This is a genomic window from Nocardia cyriacigeorgica (assembly GCF_029868385.1).
GTDB lineage: Bacteria > Actinomycetota > Actinomycetes > Mycobacteriales > Mycobacteriaceae > Nocardia > Nocardia cyriacigeorgica_F.
In genome coordinates this window covers 305,735-323,928 of sequence record NZ_JARWNX010000064.1, presented here as the reverse complement: position 1 = coordinate 323,928, position 18,194 = coordinate 305,735, and the positions used below count along the sequence as shown (strand labels likewise).

Sequence of the window (18,194 nt, the reverse complement as noted above, 5' to 3'; positions counted from 1 at the left end):
ATGATCATCGTGAGCACCGACGGATCCTGCCTGCGTAATCCCGGCGGCGCCATCGGCTGGGCATGGGTCAATCATCAGGGGCCCGCCGACAGCGGGGGAGCCACGTCGGGCACGAATCAGATCGCGGAGCTGCGCGCTCTGTTCGAGGCGATCCTCGCCCATCCCGGCGAAGAGCCACTGCTGATCGAAAGCGATTCGCTCTACGCCATCAAATGCGCCTCGGAGTGGATCGCGGGCTGGCGGCGCAACGGCTGGCGTACCTCCACCGGCGGCGCGGTCAAGAACGCCGAACTCATCCAGCAGATCGACCGCGCCATCGCCTCCCGGCCCGGCCCCGTCCGATTCCGCTGGGTGCGCGGACACGTGGGCAACTACTTCAACGAACAGGCCGATACGCTGGCCGGTCAGGCCGCCCGCCGCGTCGCCGCCGATCCCGCTGCCGCCGCCGAGCCGCCGACGGTCGAGATCCCGACGACGATCCCCGCGCCAGCGGTGCGCGTGGACAAGCCCGTACGAACCGAAAAACCGGCTGCCTCGCGAAAGATCGCGAAGCAGCCGGTCGCTGGAACACTGACGCTGTTCTGAGCGCCGCACCGACCACCTGAATAGACCTCCGGCGGTGGTGGCTCGACCCACCGCCGGGGGTCGCTTTCCGTTATCGGATCAGTTGCCGGGTTCCGGGGCAGGCTGATCGGCCGGTGGTACCGGCTGATCACCCGGCGGAACGGGCTGATCGCCGGGCGGAAGGGCGTTCGGGTCGATGCCGGGCATCATGGCCAGCTCCCACTTGTTGACCAGCCACTTGTCACCCGATTTCTCCATGCCCGCGATGACGGCGATGTCCTGGCGCCGTGGTTCGGTGGTGACGGCGTTGGTCTTCATCAGGCTGATGTTCACCAGCACCTGGGTGTTCTCGGTGTCACCGGAACGGTAACCGCAGGTCGCCTCGTCCACCCAGGCCTTCACCTTGGATTCGACCAGGATCTGCCGCAGCGTCTCCCAGTTCTGCTCCAGGTCCGAGACCACATTGTCGGTGGCCCTCGCCTTCAGTTCGACGATGAAGTTGTCCAGATTGCCCGCGTAGTCGTAGGTATTGGTCGCGCGCGCGAAATCGCAGGCGGCCCGGCTCGAATCGTCCTGCGCGGACAGTTCATCGCCGTGCTGCTGCGCCTGCCGGAAGAACACGACGGCGGTGACGACCAGCGCCACCAGCACCACACCCGCCACGAACGCGAGGACGACGGGTAGCAGGCCGCGCTCATCGCCGCTGTTGTTGGCGTCTTCGACCATAGGTCCGGTCCCACTCTCTTTCATCACGCCGGTCGGCTACTGCATTGTCGGGAAGTCGAACTTCGCCACGAGCCAACGCCCGTCGACGTTTTCCATCTCGACATTGGCCGCCACCCGGACCTGGCCAGGGGTGGAGTTCGGAACATCCGCGGTGGAGAAGGTCTGGTCGATGATCAGGACCACGGTCGCCTTGGCGTCATCACCGGAGGAGAAACCGCACATCACCTCATCGGCCCTGGAGTCGACCTGCCTGCCCGAGAACCGGGCCTTCAGATCCGGGCCGAGCTGAGCGACCATCTGCTTCCACTCACCGGTGGCGCTGTCGTTCAACCGGCCGAGATAGTCGTCGACCTTGTCGCCGCTGTAGGTGGCGAACTGATTACCGAAATCGCAGGCCGCCTTGGTGGCGGCGGCGCGGGTGTCCAGCTCGTCCTGGCGGCTGCCCGATTGCAGGAAGAACACCACACCCGCGATCGCGGCGGCGATCGCCAGCACGAGTGCCACGCCCGCGGCGATGAACATCGGGTTGCGGCGGTTGGCGGCGTCGGCGGCCTTGGCGGCGGCCGGGGTGCGAACCTTGACGGTAGCGGCGTCATCAGCCTTCGCGGATTTGGCGGTCTTGCCGACCTTCACCGTCTTGTCGGCATCGCCCGCGTCGGCCTCGACCGTCTTATCGGCCCCGTCCGCATCGGCCTTCTCTACCTCGGCCTTTGCGTCCGCATCGGAGGCTTCGGCAGCCTTTGCGGTGGCATCCGCATCGGTCTCCGACTCTGCCTCGGTAGTCTCGGCCGTCACCGTCGTCCCGGCCCCGGACTCACCGTCGCCGGCCTCGGTCGCAGACGAACCGGCACCACTGTCAGTAGCGTCCGTGGACTCGGCGTCGACGTCACCGGCCGTTGTGGCGGCCTCGGCGGGTTCGGCGTCGCCCGCCGATCCCGTCGTCGCGCCATCCTGCACGGCGTCCGCGTCGGAAGCGGCGTCATCTTTGGACATGAGTACTGTTCACACCTTCCCGGCACACCCTTCGAGTGCGCCGTGTATTTCGTCCGGCCACGCGCGCGCCGGAGCCGCAGGCATTCATCTGCGAGTATGCCCCGGCGCACGCGGCACCGATCAGCCGGTCGGGGTTACCGCACCGGCGGCATGGTCCGTTCGTTCGGATCCACACCAGGCGGCATATGCGAGCCGTTGTTCGGAATGTTCGGCCGCGGCGCGTTCACCGCACCACGGACCTGCTGGCCCGGCGGCGGATTCTCACAGTAGTTCCACATCGGCATGGTGCCGTCGGAGACGACCTGCGGGCTCGCCGGAGTGGACTGGTACTGGCAGTAGGGCCGCAGCCAGATATCGAGGATGGTGTGGAATTCGTTGTCGTGCGCGGGCACGCCGAGCGCCGCACCACCGAGTTCGAGCGCCGGGAACAGCGCCTGCATGGCGGGCACCCGCAACTGCGCGGCCTTGGTGATGGCCACGAAGTTGTTGACCAGCCCGGTGATCGGATCGGTGGTGGTGTCGAGCACCGCGCCGAGGCTGGCGAACTGGCCGGGCGCCTGCGCGAGCACCGATTGCAGTTCGGCATTGGCATTGTTGAACTGTTCGAACAGCACACCGGAGTTGTGGGTCAGCGTGCCGAGGTCGGGCTGGGCGTTCGATGTGGTCGAGGCGATGGTGCGCAGATTCGCGATCAGGTTCGCGGTCTGCGGCAGCAGCGAATCCAGGCCGGCGACCACCAGGCTGACACCGTCGATCAACGACCGCAGCTGATCCGGGCCACCACTGAGCGCGATATCCAGCTCGTTCAGGATGACGTCGAAATGCTTCGGATCGATCTGCGCGATCAGCGCACTGGTGTCATCGAGCACCGCCCACACCGGAGTGGGGGTCTGCACGGTGTCCGGGTTGTACTCGATCACCGAACCGTTGGTCAGGAACGGAGCCTGATCGGTATCGGGTCGGAAGTCGATGTACTGCTCACCGGCCGCCGACAGCGCCTGCACCGCGACCACGGTGTCCACCGCGATGTCGTAGCGGTCATCGATCTCGGCGGTGGCCGCGATGGCCGAGCCGCCGTCGATCAGCTTGATCGAATCGACCTTGCCGACGCGGAAGCCGCGCAGGGTGACATCGTTGCCCGGTTGCAGACCACCGGAGCGGTCGAGCGTCACGGTGACCGAATAGGTCCCGCGGAACGGGTTGATCCGCATGACGTTGACCATCAGGTACGCGACGCCGATGATCAGGACGAGTACCAGGCCAGCGGTCGAGTAGAGGATCTTGTGGTTTTTCACCGGTGGCCTCCCGTCACCCGGCCGTAGACGACCTGGAGCACCTGGATCAGGCTGCCCGCGAAATCGTTCAGATCGTTGAGGTCGTAGAACTTGCTGGTGCCGGGTGCGGTGAGCAGGGCGATATCGAGGTTGGTGACGTTGACCTGCGCGGCAAGGCTGTTGCCGCGGAAGGTCGCGTTGACGCCGGGACGGATCTCGCGCAGGGCGTCGAGTACCGCACCGAAGTTGTCCCCGGTGGCGGCCAGCGCCCCCATCAACTTGTCCAGGTTGTCGAGCAGACCGGCCAGCTCGCCGCCCGAGGTATTGGCATAGTCACCGAGGGCCGCGCTCGCGGTGCTGATCTTGGTGAGTAGATCGCCGATGGCGCGGTTGTTCTCGGCGACCGCGCCGATCATGTTCGGCAGGGTGTCGGCCACCTGGCCGAGGTCCGAACGCCTGGACTCCAGGGTGGTGGCCAGTGCGCCGAATTCCGACAGCACGCTGTCGATCCGGGCCGAGTTGTCGTTCATGCTGGTGACGACGCCGGTCATCTCGTTGACCAGATGCACGACCTGGTCGCTGCGCCCGCCGACGATGGAATCGAGTTCGGCGCCGAGCTTGGCGAGATGGGCGATACCGCCGCCGTTGAACATCAGCGACACCGACAGCAGCAGCTCCTCGACGGTGGCGCCCGCCGAGGTCTGCTCCAAGGGCAGGGTGTCGCCGCTCTGCATCATCTGGGTGCCGGGCTCGGCGGGCGGCATCGACAGCGCGACGAATACGTCACCGAGTGGCGTGGCCTGGCGCAGTTCCGCGGTGCTGCCGACCGGGAGTTGGATATCGGTGCTGATATCCATATCCACGATCGCCTGGAAGTTCGAGGTCTTGATCCCGGTGACCACACCGACATCCGAACCGCCGACCTTCACCTTCGCCTGATCGGGCAGGTTCAGCGCATTGTCGAACACCGCGGTCAGGGAGTAGGTGTCGCCGGAGGCGCCCGGCTTGGGCAGCGGCAGTTTCTCGACTGTGAGGCCACAGCCTGAGGTCACCGACATGGCGCCGACCGCCGCGACCGCAACCATGGAGCGGCGGGCTCGTCTGCTGATTCGATTCATCATTTCGTCAGTCCAAGCAGTGCGGCGGTGAGTCCGAAGTCGGGACCGAAGTCCTCCATCCGGCCGGTGCGGCAACCATCGGCTCGCATCTGGATGCGCTCACAGAACAGGCTGATCTGCTCGCCGGCGAGGGTGGTGCCGACGATGCCGTGCAGCCGGATGTAGCCGAGTTCGTGGTTCATCGACTTATCGATGCTCTGCAACAGCATCGGCGCGACGTCGATGACCTCGGTGAGCCCGCGTGCGTTCTGGCGCAGCTGATCGGTGACCGCGGTCATCCGGGTGAGGGTGTCGGAGATCTGATCCTGATGGTCGGCGAAGATCGAGCTCGTATTGGTGAGGAAGCTGTTGAGCTGGTTCAGCGTGGCCTGAAGACCCGGCGCCTGCTCGGCGAGCAGCGTTGTCATCTGGGTGGCCTGATTGCTGAAATCCCGCACCGACTGATCGTTTTCGGCCAGCATCGTGGTGAGCTCGTTGAGCTTGATGATGATGGTCGAGATCGCGTCCTTGTTGTCCAGACCGACCTTGAGCGCACTCGACAGCGCGTTCAGCGTGTCGCGGATGTTCTCACCGTTGCCGTCGAGCATCGGATACAGCACCCGGCCCGACAGCGGGCCGAGACCTTCCTGGCCCTCCTCCGGTTTGAGCGCAGCGGCGAACTGATCGATGGTCTTGATCATCGTGTCGAGTTCGACCGGGACGTCGGTACGTTCCAGCGGCAGATGATCGCCGTCGGACAAGGTCTCGCCCTCGGTGAACGGCGGAGTGATCTCGATATGGCGGTCGGTCACGATCGACGGCGAGATCACCACGGCCATGGCGTCCTTGGGGAACTTCACATCACCGTCGAGGGTCATATGCACCTCGACGAAGGTGCCGCGCGGCACGATCTTGTCGACCTTGCCGACATCGATGCCGAGCACCTGGATGCTGTTGCCCTCGTACATACCCGCGATGTTCTCGAAATCCGCGGTGATCTTGATGTCGTTGTTCAACGGCCCTGGCAGCAGCGAGCAGCTGCCGACCATGAGCGCGCTGGCACCGACGAACAAGGATTGGGCGATCGTCCTGAGTCTCATCACGCGCACCCCTCGGCGACTTGGGCGAAGCACAACCAGTTGTCCGGGAACAGCCACGGGATGCCGACCTCGGCGTAGTTGCCGTTACCCCAGGCATTGGCCAGATACCGCACCGCAGGCGGCATGATCGACAGCAGCCGGTCCAGGTTGTCCTTGTTCTTCTGTAGGCCCGCGGCCATGGTGTTGAGCTGATCGAGCGTGCCGGAGAACTGATTGTCGTTCTGTGCGCCGATCTGCTGGAGCTGCGCGGTCAGGGTGGCGACATTGTCGAGCAGCTGACGCAGCAGCCCCTGTCGCTCCATCACCCGGCTGGCGATCGCCTCACCCTGGGTGACCACGAGCAGCACACTGTTGCGGTTGTCGGCCAGGATGGTGGTGACCCGATCCAGATCCTTGAGCAGCGAATCGACCTGGGTCTTACGCGAGTCGATGGTCTTGGCCAGGGCACCGACGCTGTTGAGCGCCTGCGCGATCAGCTCTGGTGAACCGCCGAGCTGCTGGTTGAACAGGTTCAGCGATTCGGCCAGCTTGGCGGTGTCGAGTTCCTCGAACTTCGGGGTGCCGCGCTGTACGACATCGGCGAGGTTGTAGGGAACGGTGGTGTTGGTCTTGGGAATCCGGTCGCCGTCGAGACCGGAGCCGTCGCCCGGCTCCAGATCCACATAGCGGGCGCCGAGCAGCGTTGCCATCTTGATGGAGGCGTGCGCATCCGGGCCGAGCTTCACATCGTCGTTGATCTGCAAGGTGATCACCACGTGATCGCCCTCGAGTTCGGCGGCCGCGACCCGGCCGACCGGGACACCGGCGACGTCGACCTTGTCGCCGACCTTGATACCGGCGGCCTGGACGAACTCCGCTTCGATCTTCTGCTCACCGATGCCGAGGCTCTGGAAGCCGGAGGACACGATCACCAGCAGCGCGACCAATGCGGCGCCGATGATGCCGAGCCCGAAGTAGCGGTTGGCGTTGAACCAGGTTTTGATCTTGGTCATGGGCGGCACACCGCCGACTGTCCGTTGCCGCCGATCTGCGAGAACAGCCCGCGCGGGAAGAGGATTCCGTACAGCGAGACGTCGAGGCGGCAGATGTAGGCGTTGGCGTAGGCGCCCTCGGAGGTGAACCGGCCCACATCGGCGAGCACCGACGGCAGGTCGATCGCGGCCTGGTCGAGTTTGGCGCCATTGGCCAGCAGCAGCGTCAGCGCGTCGCGGGTCGAGTTCTGCGCGGCATCGAGCTTGGGCTGGATGGTGCCGACCATATCGACCAGTGCGGTGGTGGCGTCGGCGATCTGCACGGTGGACTGTTGCAGCGACTGGCCCTGTTCATAGAGCCCGCCGATCAGCGCTCGGGTCTGGGTTACCAGCGTCTCCAATTCGTCCCCTCGTTTTGCCAACCCCGACATGACACTGCTGAGGTTGGTGATCACATCGCTGAGAATCGCGTCTCGGCGCTCGAAATCGGTGGCCAGCGTCGCGGCCTGGGTGATGAACGCGCTCAGCGAGAGCCGATCACCCTGCAATGCCAGCACGAACGTCTCCGACAGGCGGTTGACCTGCTCGGGCTCGAGCGCCTGGAACAACGGCTGGAATCCGTTGAGCAGCGCCGAGATGTCGAACGACGGCTCGGTGCGCTCGAGCGGGATGGTGGCGTTGTTCTCCATCGGAGTGGCGTCACCGCCGGTGCCGGGCGCCAGCGCGATATAGCGCTGACCGATCAGGTTCTGGTAGCGCACCAGAGCCTTGGTGTTGCCGTACAGGGTCTGCTCGTCCTGGACGATGAACGAGACGTGGGCGTCGTTGTTGTCGTCGAGTTCGATCTTCTCGACCTTGCCGACCCGGACGCCGGCCATGCGCACATCGTCACCCTCGCGCAGACCGAGCACATCGGTGAAGGTCGCCGAATAGGTCTTGGTATCGCCGTCGACGGTGCGGGCCAGCGTGTTCCAGATGACCACGGTGACCAGAATCGATACCACGGCGAAGAGACTGAAACCGATCAGCGGTCTACGAATGCTCATCGGCGGGCCCCCTCTTCGGTGACCTGCAACGTTCCGCCTTCCAGGCTCGTGCTCAACATCATGTACTCGAGGGTGGAGGCCTTACGGCCGAGCAGCGCGGTCAACGCCTGATCGTCGGTGTAGGCGATCGGCCGGGCCGCGGGCTTCACACCGGGACGCTGGGTGTCGCCCGCCGGCGCCGGTGCGCCCTGCTCGGGCTGCGCCGCGGGCGCGGCTCCCGGCTGCGGCGCGGCCGGTGCGGGCGCACCTGGCGGCACCAGATTCGGGAACAGACCCTCGAGCGGGGTACCGGCGAACGGGTTCGGCAGTGCCGCCGTGGGCGCGGCCGGCGCGGGCGCGGTGACCTGGGTGGTCACCCCGGGGATGGCGGGCATACCCGGCAGTGGTGGCAGCACGGGCAGTCCGTCGGCCGACTTCAACCGGCCGGGCCGCATCGATTCCGGGAGCACACCCGGATCGGCGACCGCGGGCGCGGTGCCACAGCTCGGACCGGCGAGACTGCCGTAGCGCGGGCAATCCTCGATGGTGTTCGGCTTCCACGGGGTGAAGGTGACGCCCGCGTTCCACACCATCTGCCGCTGCGGACCCCAGGTGAAGACCGTGTTCAGCTTCCGGGTGGAGCTGTTCAGATTGGCGATCGAGTTGGTGATCGCGCTCGGGTCGGAGGCGAGCGCACCGATGGTGGCGTTCAGACCCGCGGTGACCTCTTTACCCGAGTTCGGGTTGGCCGCGAACAACGCGTTGACCTTGTCCGCCGTGCTCGACGCACCGCTGATCAGGGCGGCGAGTTCGGACCGACGGTCGGCGATGGTGCGCGCGGTGGTGACCGAGCTGGCGAGCACGTCCATCAGTTCGGGCGCGGACTGGTTGAGCGCGTTCGCCGAGGCGGAGAAATCGCCGAGCAACGCACCGAGATCCGGGATGGACTCGTCGACCGTGGTCAGCCAGCGGTCCAGACGTTCGATGGTGGAGCCGGGCACCCGGCCGCTGCCGTCGAGCGCGTAGGACAGTGTGCCGAGCACTCGCCCGAACTGCATCGGGTCGATCTGGTCGAGGATGTTCTGCACCGTGGTGAGGGTGTCCTGCAATGCGACGGTGCCCTTGCTCCGGTCCTCCTCGATGACCGAGCCCTCTTCCAGGTGCCCGTCGGAGGTGCCGTTGAAGACCAGTTCCACCGAGGTCACCGCGAACAGGTTGCTCGGCACCACGCGTGCGGTGACCGTGTCCGGGATGCCGTCGACGAACTCCGGCTTCAACTCGATATGGACCTGCTGTAGTTCACCTTTCGCGGCGACCGAGACATCGTCGACGGCCCCGACCAGCACACCGCGGAATTTGACGTCGGCGTCCTGCGGCAGCCCGTCACCGGTGGTGGTCAGATTCGCGGTGACCTTCACCTTGGGCACGAAGTACCCCTGATAGCGCGCCATCAGGAAGCCGAGGATGACGGCGAAGACGACGAGCCCACACGTACCCGCGATGAGCAGTTGCCGCATGGTGGGCCCGCGCCCACTCGGATCGATGATCATTGCCTACCCCGAGATCCTGATGCCGGGGTTGACACCCCAGATGGCCAAGGTCATGAACAGGTCGGCGAACACGACGATGATGATGCACATCTTGATCGCGCGGCCCGCTGCCACACCGACACCCTCGGGTCCACCCGAGGCGAAGAAGCCGTAGTAGCACTGGATGAACGTGGTGATCGCGACGAAGATGATCGCTTTGAGCAGCGAATACAACACGTCGGTCGGTATCAGGAATTGGTAGAAGTAGTGCATGTAGGTACCGCTGTCGGTACCGCCGATCGCCTGCACGGTGAGCGCGCAGGAGATGTAGGCCATGGCAAGGCCGAGGCAGTAGAGCGGGACGATGGTGATCATCGCCGCGATCATCCTGGTGCTGACCAGATAGGGCAGCGGGCGGATCGCGACCGATTCGAGCGCGTCGATCTCCTCCGAGATACGCATGGCGCCGAGCTGGGCGGTGAAACGGCAGCCAGCCTGCGCCGCGAACGCCAGCGCCGCGAGCAGCGGGCCGAGTTCACGGGTGGTGGCGAAGGCCGAGATGGCACCGGTGATCGGGCTGAGCCCGAGCAGGTTGAGCGAGGTGTGGCCCTGGATGCCGACGGTCATACCGCCGAAGGCGGACAGGATCAGGATGACGCCGATCGTGCCGCCGCCGACGACGAGATTGCCGTTGCCCCAGGTGACATCGGACAGCAGCCGCCAGACTTCTTTCGGGTACTGCTTGAACGCCAACGGCATCGAGCCGATCGAGCGCAGGAAGAAGAACACCTGGTGGCCGAGGCGGGCCAGCATGTCTTTCGGCGCGTTGGCGGCGGACTTGAGCTTCTGGAAGGGCCGCAGCAGGGGCGGCACATAGGTCGCGGACACCGGCTACACCACCGTCGGGGGGAAGAGGGTGTTGTAGACCTGCGTAAAGATCACGTTCACGCCGAACAACATCACCGCGGACATGACGACGGCCGTGTTCACCGAGTTCGCGACACCGCCGGGGCCGCCGCGGGTGTTGAGCCCGGTATCGCAGGCGATGATCGCCGCGAGCAGACCGAACAGCAGCGATTTGATCAGTGCCACCAGCAGATCCATGGTCACCGCGAACGAGGAGAAGGTCGCGATATAGGAACCGGGGGTCCCGCCCTGGGCGAAGATGTTGAAGATGTAGCCGGTCAGGAAGCCGACGAAGACGACGAAGCCGCACAGCAGCACGCTGACGATCATCGCGGCGCCGAGCCGGGGGGCGACCAGCCGCCGCATCGGATCGACGCCCATCACCTTCATGGCGTCGATTTCCTCACGAATGGTGCGGGAACCGAGGTCGGCGCAGATGGCCGAACCGACGGCTCCGGCGATCATCAGCACGGTGACCAGTGGCGCGCCCTGCTGGATGATGCCGAGGCCATTGGCCGCGCCGATGAAGGAGGTGGCGCCGACCTGGCTGGCGACCGCACCGACCTGAATCGAAACGATGACGCCGATCGGGATGGCGACCAGCAAGGTCGGCGCGGCGGCGACACTGGCCATGAACGCGCACTGCCGGATGAACTCGTCGAACGGAAACCGACGGCGGAAGATGGCGACGACGAGTTCCGTGATCGCCTGCGCGCCCATGGTCATCTGACGACCGAGCGTTTCCAGCGACTTTTTGGGATGGTCGCGCCAGTAGTCCTTCGTCCACTCGACCGCATCGCTCAACCGCGAACCTGCTGGTGGACTCTTGGTCGACTGCACTGACTAACCCCTCTCGACGTCGGTTTACCTGCCCCGACGACTTGTTTGCTTGACGCACCTTACTACGGAGTAGCGCAGAACACACCATAGACATGTGATTGCGGTCATAGACGGTTGTCACTATCCATCGCGACCACTGAGTTATCGCTCTCTGGTTGGTATTGGTCCCAATCTTTCACGAAAATGAACTGGAACGAGTTACAGCTCACCAGCGCGAACGCCGATCCCGACGCGGAGGCTGTTCCTAATTAATAGGGAAACTATTCATTCAAAATTGCTGGATTCAATTCTGGACGACCGACCATGACCGAACGCGGTTTGTAAAGTTCGATCCGAATAATGCGAGCACTGATAGCGAATTGCTATTCCAGGCGAATGGGACGCGCACGCTGATATGTATCGAAACCGTCGTGTGGCCGGAGACCGCGCGGCCGATGACGCGCCCGAGCACAAATACTGACACGATGGGTGCCACAGATTGATATCGTGCGGGCTTCCGACGTCTGGAGGGACATGTTCAGCAAACTCGCCAAGGCGGCCAACGCCGTCCTCGCCGTCGCCATCGGAGCGGCGCTGCTCGGGACCGGCACCGGCGCCGCGGGCGCCGCACCAGGCGCGCCGGTCATCGGCGGTGGATCTGGAATCGTGATCGACAATCAGTTCGAGTGCACGGTGACCACGGTCGGCCACGATGGGGCGGGACGCCTGGTCGGGCTGACCGCTGGGCACTGCGGCGACGCGGGCGCGCAGGTGTACTCCGAGGTGGACCGCGGTTACGGCCCGATCGGCAAGTTCGTCTTCTCCAATCACGAACTCGACTACGCCGTCATCCAGTTCGATCCGAACCGGATCACCCCGGTGAACCGGATCGGCAATGTCACCATCACCGGGATCGGCGCACCGCCGCAGTTCCCGACCATCGTCTGCAAGGAAGGCCGGACCACCGGCAATACCTGCGGCGTCACCTGGGGCGATATCTTCCAGACCAATTACGAGACCTGGTCCCAGATGTGCGTGGTCGAAGGTGATTCCGGTGCACCGGTCGTGGTGGGATCCACCCTGGTCGGCATGGTCAACGCGTACCTGGCCATCGCCTGCTTCGGCCCCGAGGTCGGCACCAACCTGACCGCGATCATGGACGACGTCAACGGGCGTGGCGGGGTGGGCTCCGGCTTCCGGCCGATCTGAGTTCCTCCGGACGGATACTTCGAATGAGCGGGCAGAAATGCCCGCTCATTCGGCATTTCAGGGCAGGTGACCGCAGCCGCCGCTCCAGCCGGGCTACGTGCCGCGATCGATGGCGGGCGACAGCGCGGGCGCGGCCACACCGCACTGTGGCAGACAATCCACGGTGTCCAGCGTCGGCGCGCGGCGACGCGGCGCGCGCAACAACACCGCGGCCAGCAGCGCGCCGACCAGCAGCAGCCCGGCACAGATCCACATGGCCACCCCGAAACCGGAATCGAACTGCTCCGGATCGCCGAGCGCACCGGAGATTCCGGCCAGACCGGGCAGCGCGGCCACCGAGAGCAGTTGCGCCGTACGAGCCACGGCATTATTGACCCCGGAGGCGATCCCCGCCTCGCTCGGTGCGACCGCGCCGAGGACGGCCCCGGTGAGCGGGGCGACCAGCACCGCGAGCCCGAGACCGAACAGCAGCACTCCCGGCAGTACATCCACCGGATATGCGGAGCCGGGACCGATGCCGAGCAGCAGTACCAACCCGAATGCGGCCAGCACCGGACCGAACGTCATCGGCAGACGCGGCCCGTGCCGCTGTGCCCACCGGCCCGCTGGCGCGGACAGCAGCAGCATCAGAATGGTGACCGGCACCGTCGCCATCCCCGCCTGCAACGGTGAATACCCGGCGACCACTTGTAGTTCCAGTACCAGCAGGAAGAACACTCCGCCCAGCGCCGCGTACACGGCCAGCGTCACCAGATTCGCCACGGTGAACACCCTGGAGGCGAACAAGGAGGGCGGTACCAGCGGATGATCGCTGCGCAGTTCGATCACCACGAACGCGCCGAGCAGCGCCACACCGGCCACCACCAGCCACGGCATGGCATCGATCAAGCCGAGCGTGAGTGCGGCCAGCGCCACCGCGACGACGAACGCGCCGGGTATGTCGAGCCTGGCGTCCGCCTGTGGATCGCGGCTCTCCGGCACATGCCGTACGGCCACCAGCACCACGATCACCGTCAGCGGGACATTGAGGAAGAAGATCGACCGCCATCCGGCCAGCTCGATCAACCAGCCGCCGAGCAGCGGGCCGAAGGCACCGGCCACCCCACCGAAACCGGACCACAAACCGATCGCCGCGCCCTGATCGCGGGAATCGATGGACGAGGAGATCAACGCCAGACTGCCCGGCGTGAGCATCGCGCCCGCCACACCCTGGAGGACCCGCGCGGCGACCAGCATCTCGATGCTGGTGGCGGCACCGCACAGCACCGAGGTGATCGCGAATCCGATGGCGCCCCAGACGAACACCTTGCGTCGACCGAGCCGGTCACCGAGCGAACCGCCGAGCAGGATGAACGAGGCGAGGGTCAGGGTGTAGCCGTTGAGCGTCCATTGCAGGCCCGCGACATCGGTGTCGAGCGATTCGCCGATGCGCGGCAGGGCGATATTGACGACGGTCGCGTCCAGCGACGCGACCGACGACCCGAGCACGGTGGCCAACAGAATCCAGCGACCGGTACCCGAGCGCAGACGTGGCAGCTCAGCGGTGCTCACCGCTCCACGATACGGGTGTCGCTACAGCTGTTCGACGCACACCACGAAGCGGCGTTCCGGGTAGACGTAGCCGCTGCCGCCGTCACCGCAGGCGTTCGCGTCGTCGGCGTTCTGTTCGATCGAGAGCACCTTCACCCCGTCGATGGTGGGTTCGGTGCAGTCCACCCGCTTGGGGTCCTCGCCGCCGACATCCATGCACCCGCCGACGACCCAGTCGATATCGAGGCACAGCGCACCCTGATCGATACCATCGGCGGTCTCGGCGTAGTAGCTGTCGGCGTCGCTGACACATTCGGATCGGCTGGCCACCTTGCCGATGACCTTGTAGTTGGCGGCGCGGCTGCCGCAGGAGGCCTTGTTGATCTCGGCGGCGGTGGTGGTGCCGCCGAGGGTCACGCAATCGCCGATCTCGGCCTCGAATTCGGTATTGCCCCCGGTGGGTGCGGCGCTCGTGGTCGAACGGGGCGTCCGGGTGCTCGTCGGCTCCGAACCCGACGATCCTGGGCTGTTCGTGCTCGATACGGCGTTGTCCAGCGCGGGCTGCGCAGTGCCGGAAATGGTGGTGCTACACCCTGCGGCGAACGGTACGACGAGCGCCGCCGCGACGGCGCAGGCCGCGAGCGCACGATGAGCGAGGGTCGATCGACCAGACACGAAAAGTCCTCCCGAGCAGCAACGCCGAACTCCCACCCCCGGCAGAATCCGAAGTCCACAACAGTGCATGAAATACCTCGAAATGAATACACCACAGCTGGGGCCAGGTCGAGTCGAAGGGCACGGCGCGCGTCGTCGACAGGCGCGGAACCGCCCCCGCAGCAACAATCTCGCCTATGGTGAGAAGGCCGGTGCGAGAGGAGTCGGACATGAAGCTGATCAGCGCGATCACCTGCGCCACCGCCGCGGCCGGTGCCTGCCTCGCGGCACCGGCGGTGGCCTCGGCAAACACTGTGCAATGCGTCGCGGACAATGGCGCAGACATCATGATCCTCGACGGCGACCACGGATGCCGCGCGCGCACCGGCGAACTCGGCAGTGCGCGATCGGCGGGCGTCGACGGCATCGGTTACGCCGTGGCGACATCCGGCGCCACGGCAGTCGGGATCGGCGCGGCCGGTGGCCTCGGCGCGAGCGAGGGGGTCGGTGGGATGCCGATCGCGGTCGGCCTCGGACCGGATGCGGTGGCATTGACCTCGCTGCTGCCCGCCGGCGGCGCGTCGACCGCCTCGGCGGTGGCGGTATCGCTGGCGTTGGACGGATCGCGCGCCCAGGTGCTCTCCGGTGAGGACGCCGTGGTGTGCCTCGGTGTCGCGGCGTTCGCCTGGAACGCCGGTACGGGGGATGCCTGCCTGGCGACTCCGGTGGGCCGCTGGCAGCGGTCGTGAACGCGGCGGAACCGGCGCGCGGGCTCGCGGCACCGCGCGCGATGGTCGTCGATCCGCGTTTCATCCGGTTGGCCGACCATTTCTTCGCCATGTTCGCCCAGCCCAGCCGGGGCGGTGGTGCGTTGGCGATCTATCTGGACGGTGCTCCGGTCGTCGATATCTGGGCAGGCTGGGCCGCCAAGGACAAACGCTGGACCGGCGAGAATGTGGCGCTCACCTTCTCCACCGGTAAGGGCGTCGCCTCGACGGTGCTGCACCGGATCGCCGAACGCGGGCTCATCGATTACGAGACGCCGGTGGCCGAATACTGGCCGGAGTTCGCCGCGCACGGCAAGGACGACATCACCGTGCGCGATGTGCTCTCCCATCGCGCGGGCCTGCACCGGGTGCGCGGACTCGTCCCCGGCCGCGAGGGCATCCTCGACTACGACTCGGTGGTGCGCGCGCTCGCCGACAGCCCACCGGATCCGCGGCGCATCCGCACCTCGGGCTATCACGCCATCACCTTCGGCTGGCTGGTCGCCGAGCTCGTGCAGCGGGTGACCGGTGATCCGTTCACCGAGGTACTGCGCCGCGAGATCGCGATTCCACTCGGGATGGACGAATTCTGGTTCCGGGTACCGGAGTCCGAGCGATACCGGATCGCCAAGACCTTCCCGCATCTCGCGCCCCCCGGCATCCGCTGGAACACCGCGTCGTCGGTGCTGTCCTGGGTGCGGCCGGTGCGCGGGCTGGCCGAGGCCGGGATGCCGGAGAGTTTCGATGAATTGGTGCGTGATCCGCGCGTGCACGATGCGGTGATGCCCGGCTGGAACGGGGTGTTCTCGGCGCGGGCGCTGGCCAGGATGTACGGCGCGCTGGCCAATGGCGGACAGGTCGCCGGGCTCGGCGCCGACAGCGGCGACACGGTCCAGTTCCTGCGACCGGAGACCATCGACAAGATCAACCGGGTGCAGCCGACCGAGAGCCGCGACTATGTGCTCGGCTTCCCGTTGCGCTTCACCCTCGGCTATCACCGTCCTGTGCTGATGACCAAACAGCAGCCGCGAAAGGCGTTCGGGCACTACGGTGTCGGCGGCTCCGGCGCATACGCCGATCCGTTGCTCGGGATGTCGGTCGCCTTCGTCACCAACCGGCTCGGCAATGCGGTCACCGCGCTGGGTGATGCTCGGCTGGCTCGACTGGCTGCGATGGCACGAAGTACGGTCCAAAAGATTCGGCCGGTCGACGACCTCGACGCCATCGGCGAACACTGAACCGCCACCGGCGCAGGTCCGTATCCAGCGGTATGGAACCGACGGTCCGCGGCGGCGCGGTCGCGTTACGGCGCCCACGCCCGGCGCTGGCGCATGCCGCGGCCGCGGGAATCGGTTTCGAACGGTATTTCCGCAGGCGGCGCGACCGCGACGGTGATCCGTTCCTGCTGCCCTTTCCCGGACTCGGGGAAGCGGTGTTCACCGGAACCCCGGAGGGCGTGCAGGAACTGTTCCGCGCCCCGGTCCGCGCGCTCGAACCGCCGCGACCGAACCCGATCGAACCGCTGGTCGGCACCGCATCGCTCATTCTCACCGGCGGTGAACGGCACCGCCGTGACCGCGCCCTGCTCGCACCGGCGCTACACGGGTCGCGGGTCCGCGCCTACAGCGCGCTCATCGAGGACTCGGTGCGCTACGAAATCGACCGGTGGCGGCCGGGAACCGTGATCGACGCGCGATCGGCCGCCACCGCCATCACGCTGCGGGTGATCCTGGACGCCGTGTTCGGCGTCGGCGGCGAACGTCGCGCCGAGTACACCGCCGCCATCGGCGCGTTCCTCGGCGGCTTCACCGGTCCGCTGATGCTGCTGCCCGCCCTGCGCCACGGCCTGTTCGGTCGGGCGCCATGGGATCGGTTCGTCGCGGCCCGCGACCGGCTGGACCGGCTGCTGCTCGCCGATATCGCCGAGCGGCGCCGCGGTGGTGGTGGCGGCGCCGACATCCTGTCGACACTGCTCGACGTCCGCTACGACGACGGCACCGCGGTCTCCGACCGCGACCTGTGCGATCAACTGCGCACGCTGCTCGTCGCCGGACATGAGACAACCGCGAACACGCTGGTGTGGGCGCTGCTGCGGCTGCACCGCGAACCCGTCGTATTGGACCGGCTGCGTACCGAATTGCGAACCGCGGGCCCGGACGCGGCATGGTCGGACCCCGCGCGGCTGCCTTACCTCGACGCGGTCTGCCAGGAAACCCTGCGCCTGCATCCGGCGGTGCCGATCGTGCTGCGCAGGCTCACCGAGCCGTTCACCCTGCGCGGCGTGGCGCTGACGGCCGGGGACGTCATGGGTATCGCATTACCGCTGTTGCATTCGGATCCGGCAGTCTGGACCGAACCGGACCGGTTCCGACCCGAACGGTTCCTCGACCGCCGCTACACCCCGTTCGAATTCGCACCGTTCGGCGGCGGTCACCGCCGCTGTGTCGGGGCCGCATTGGCCGACCTCGAACTGCGCATCGCCGTGGCAACGATCGTCGCCGACACCGAACTGCGGCTCGTATCGCCGCCGTTGGGCGGCGAGTTGCCGCGCGCCGTCCCGCGCGGAATCGCCACCGGGCCGAGCCGCCGCATCCGCTTCGAGGTCCTCGCGTGATTTAGCTCACCAACAAGTTTGGCGACGTGGATCACCGACCGAACGGCACGATTTCCGCACCGAGTGCGACTCACCGTTGTGAGCGGGGCGTTTCGCCACGGACCCACCCGCCGATGCCGGGCATGCGCGATCGAACAACCGGTGGCCGCCGCCTATCACCGGCCGACCCGGCTGGAAACGTCGGCGTAGGACCGGTAGGAATGGTCGGCGGAGCGGTAGGTGTAGCCGCCAGGGTCGCCGTCGCCATCGACGGCGGATCCGCGACTACCCGGTCGGGGCCGCTCCGGGCTCCACGAACCCGTCGGTGCGCCGAGAACGATGCGCACGCCGCGGGTGCCGCGCATGTTCGATGCCGATCCGTGGGGTGCTCCGCAGGTTCGGTGAGTATTCACCGAACCGCTCCGCAGGTCGCGCAG

General features: G+C 66.4%; 18 protein-coding genes. 5 read left to right on the top strand and 13 right to left on the bottom strand.

Going from position 1 to position 18,194, the window contains the following annotated elements:
- The gene (locus tag QH168_RS26870) at positions 1-585 is read left to right on the top strand and encodes a ribonuclease H family protein (RefSeq protein WP_280468735.1); all 585 of its coding nucleotides are present in this window, start codon (positions 1-3) and stop codon (positions 583-585) included.
- Between the two features lie 78 nt (positions 586-663).
- On the opposite strand, the gene QH168_RS26865 is transcribed toward QH168_RS26870, so the two are convergent.
- The 10 genes from QH168_RS26865 to QH168_RS26820 all read right to left on the bottom strand — a co-directional run bounded on the left by QH168_RS26865 (position 664) and on the right by QH168_RS26820 (position 10,989).
- Positions 664-1,290 (bottom strand): hypothetical protein, encoded by a 627-nt coding sequence (locus tag QH168_RS26865; RefSeq protein ID WP_280468733.1) that lies wholly within the window; start codon positions 1,288-1,290, stop codon positions 664-666.
- 36 nt (positions 1,291-1,326) lie between these two features.
- Positions 1,327-2,283: a hypothetical protein gene (locus QH168_RS26860; RefSeq protein WP_280468732.1), complete on the bottom strand. Its 957-nt coding sequence runs from the start codon at positions 2,281-2,283 to the stop codon at positions 1,327-1,329.
- A 134-nt stretch (positions 2,284-2,417) separates the two neighbouring features.
- Complete coding sequence (locus QH168_RS26855) at positions 2,418-3,578, bottom strand: MlaD family protein (protein ID WP_280468730.1); 1,161 nt, start codon at positions 3,576-3,578, stop codon at positions 2,418-2,420.
- Positions 3,575-4,678, bottom strand: coding sequence for an MCE family protein (locus tag QH168_RS26850; protein WP_280468728.1), 1,104 nt, complete (start codon positions 4,676-4,678; stop codon positions 3,575-3,577). Before QH168_RS26850 ends, QH168_RS26855 begins: the two co-directional genes overlap by 4 nt.
- Positions 4,675-5,754 carry an MCE family protein gene (locus tag QH168_RS26845; protein ID WP_280468726.1) on the bottom strand — a complete coding sequence of 360 codons (1,080 nt, stop codon included), beginning with the start codon at positions 5,752-5,754 and terminating at the stop codon, positions 4,675-4,677. The genes QH168_RS26850 and QH168_RS26845 overlap by 4 nt, the downstream gene beginning before the upstream one ends.
- Positions 5,754-6,746: an MCE family protein gene (locus QH168_RS26840; RefSeq protein WP_280468724.1), complete on the bottom strand. Its 993-nt coding sequence runs from the start codon at positions 6,744-6,746 to the stop codon at positions 5,754-5,756. Before QH168_RS26840 ends, QH168_RS26845 begins: the two co-directional genes overlap by 1 nt.
- Positions 6,743-7,771 carry an MCE family protein gene (locus QH168_RS26835; protein WP_280468722.1) on the bottom strand — a complete coding sequence of 343 codons (1,029 nt, stop codon included), beginning with the start codon at positions 7,769-7,771 and terminating at the stop codon, positions 6,743-6,745. The genes QH168_RS26840 and QH168_RS26835 overlap by 4 nt, the downstream gene beginning before the upstream one ends.
- Positions 7,768-9,300 (bottom strand): MlaD family protein, encoded by a 1,533-nt coding sequence (locus tag QH168_RS26830; protein ID WP_280468721.1) that lies wholly within the window; start codon positions 9,298-9,300, stop codon positions 7,768-7,770. The genes QH168_RS26835 and QH168_RS26830 overlap by 4 nt, the downstream gene beginning before the upstream one ends.
- Before the next feature lie 3 nt (positions 9,301-9,303).
- Positions 9,304-10,167 carry an MlaE family ABC transporter permease gene (locus QH168_RS26825; RefSeq protein WP_280468719.1) on the bottom strand — a complete coding sequence of 288 codons (864 nt, stop codon included), beginning with the start codon at positions 10,165-10,167 and terminating at the stop codon, positions 9,304-9,306.
- Between the two features lie 3 nt (positions 10,168-10,170).
- Positions 10,171-10,989 carry an MlaE family ABC transporter permease gene (locus QH168_RS26820; protein ID WP_280468717.1) on the bottom strand — a complete coding sequence of 273 codons (819 nt, stop codon included), beginning with the start codon at positions 10,987-10,989 and terminating at the stop codon, positions 10,171-10,173.
- Positions 10,990-11,538: 549 nt separating this feature from the next.
- Between QH168_RS26820 and QH168_RS26815 the strand changes: the two genes are divergently transcribed.
- Positions 11,539-12,213, top strand: coding sequence for a S1 family peptidase (locus QH168_RS26815; protein ID WP_280468716.1), 675 nt, complete (start codon positions 11,539-11,541; stop codon positions 12,211-12,213).
- Between the two features lie 93 nt (positions 12,214-12,306).
- On the opposite strand, the gene QH168_RS26810 is transcribed toward QH168_RS26815, so the two are convergent.
- Together QH168_RS26810 and lppU are read right to left on the bottom strand one after the other, a co-directional pair.
- Positions 12,307-13,764: an MFS transporter gene (locus tag QH168_RS26810; RefSeq protein WP_280468714.1), complete on the bottom strand. Its 1,458-nt coding sequence runs from the start codon at positions 13,762-13,764 to the stop codon at positions 12,307-12,309.
- 21 nt (positions 13,765-13,785) lie between these two features.
- Positions 13,786-14,418, bottom strand: a complete 633-nt coding sequence (gene lppU / locus QH168_RS26805; RefSeq protein WP_280468713.1) for an LppU family putative lipoprotein — start codon at positions 14,416-14,418, stop codon at positions 13,786-13,788.
- 209 nt (positions 14,419-14,627) lie between these two features.
- On the opposite strand from lppU, the gene QH168_RS26800 reads away from it, so the two are divergent.
- From QH168_RS26800 to QH168_RS26790, 3 genes are read left to right on the top strand one after another with little or no spacing between them, the layout of a single operon-like run.
- Positions 14,628-15,146 carry a DUF6764 family protein gene (locus QH168_RS26800; protein WP_280468712.1) on the top strand — a complete coding sequence of 173 codons (519 nt, stop codon included), beginning with the start codon at positions 14,628-14,630 and terminating at the stop codon, positions 15,144-15,146.
- Positions 15,147-15,187: 41 nt separating this feature from the next.
- Complete coding sequence (locus QH168_RS26795; protein ID WP_280468937.1) at positions 15,188-16,402, top strand: serine hydrolase domain-containing protein; 1,215 nt, start codon at positions 15,188-15,190, stop codon at positions 16,400-16,402.
- Between the two features lie 32 nt (positions 16,403-16,434).
- The gene (locus QH168_RS26790) at positions 16,435-17,778 is read left to right on the top strand and encodes a cytochrome P450 (protein WP_280468710.1); all 1,344 of its coding nucleotides are present in this window, start codon (positions 16,435-16,437) and stop codon (positions 17,776-17,778) included.
- Between the two features lie 155 nt (positions 17,779-17,933).
- Here QH168_RS26790 and QH168_RS26785 read toward each other — a convergent pair whose 3' ends face one another.
- Positions 17,934-18,122, bottom strand: coding sequence for a hypothetical protein (locus QH168_RS26785; protein ID WP_280468709.1), 189 nt, complete (start codon positions 18,120-18,122; stop codon positions 17,934-17,936).
- Between the last annotated feature and the right edge of the window lie 72 nt (positions 18,123-18,194).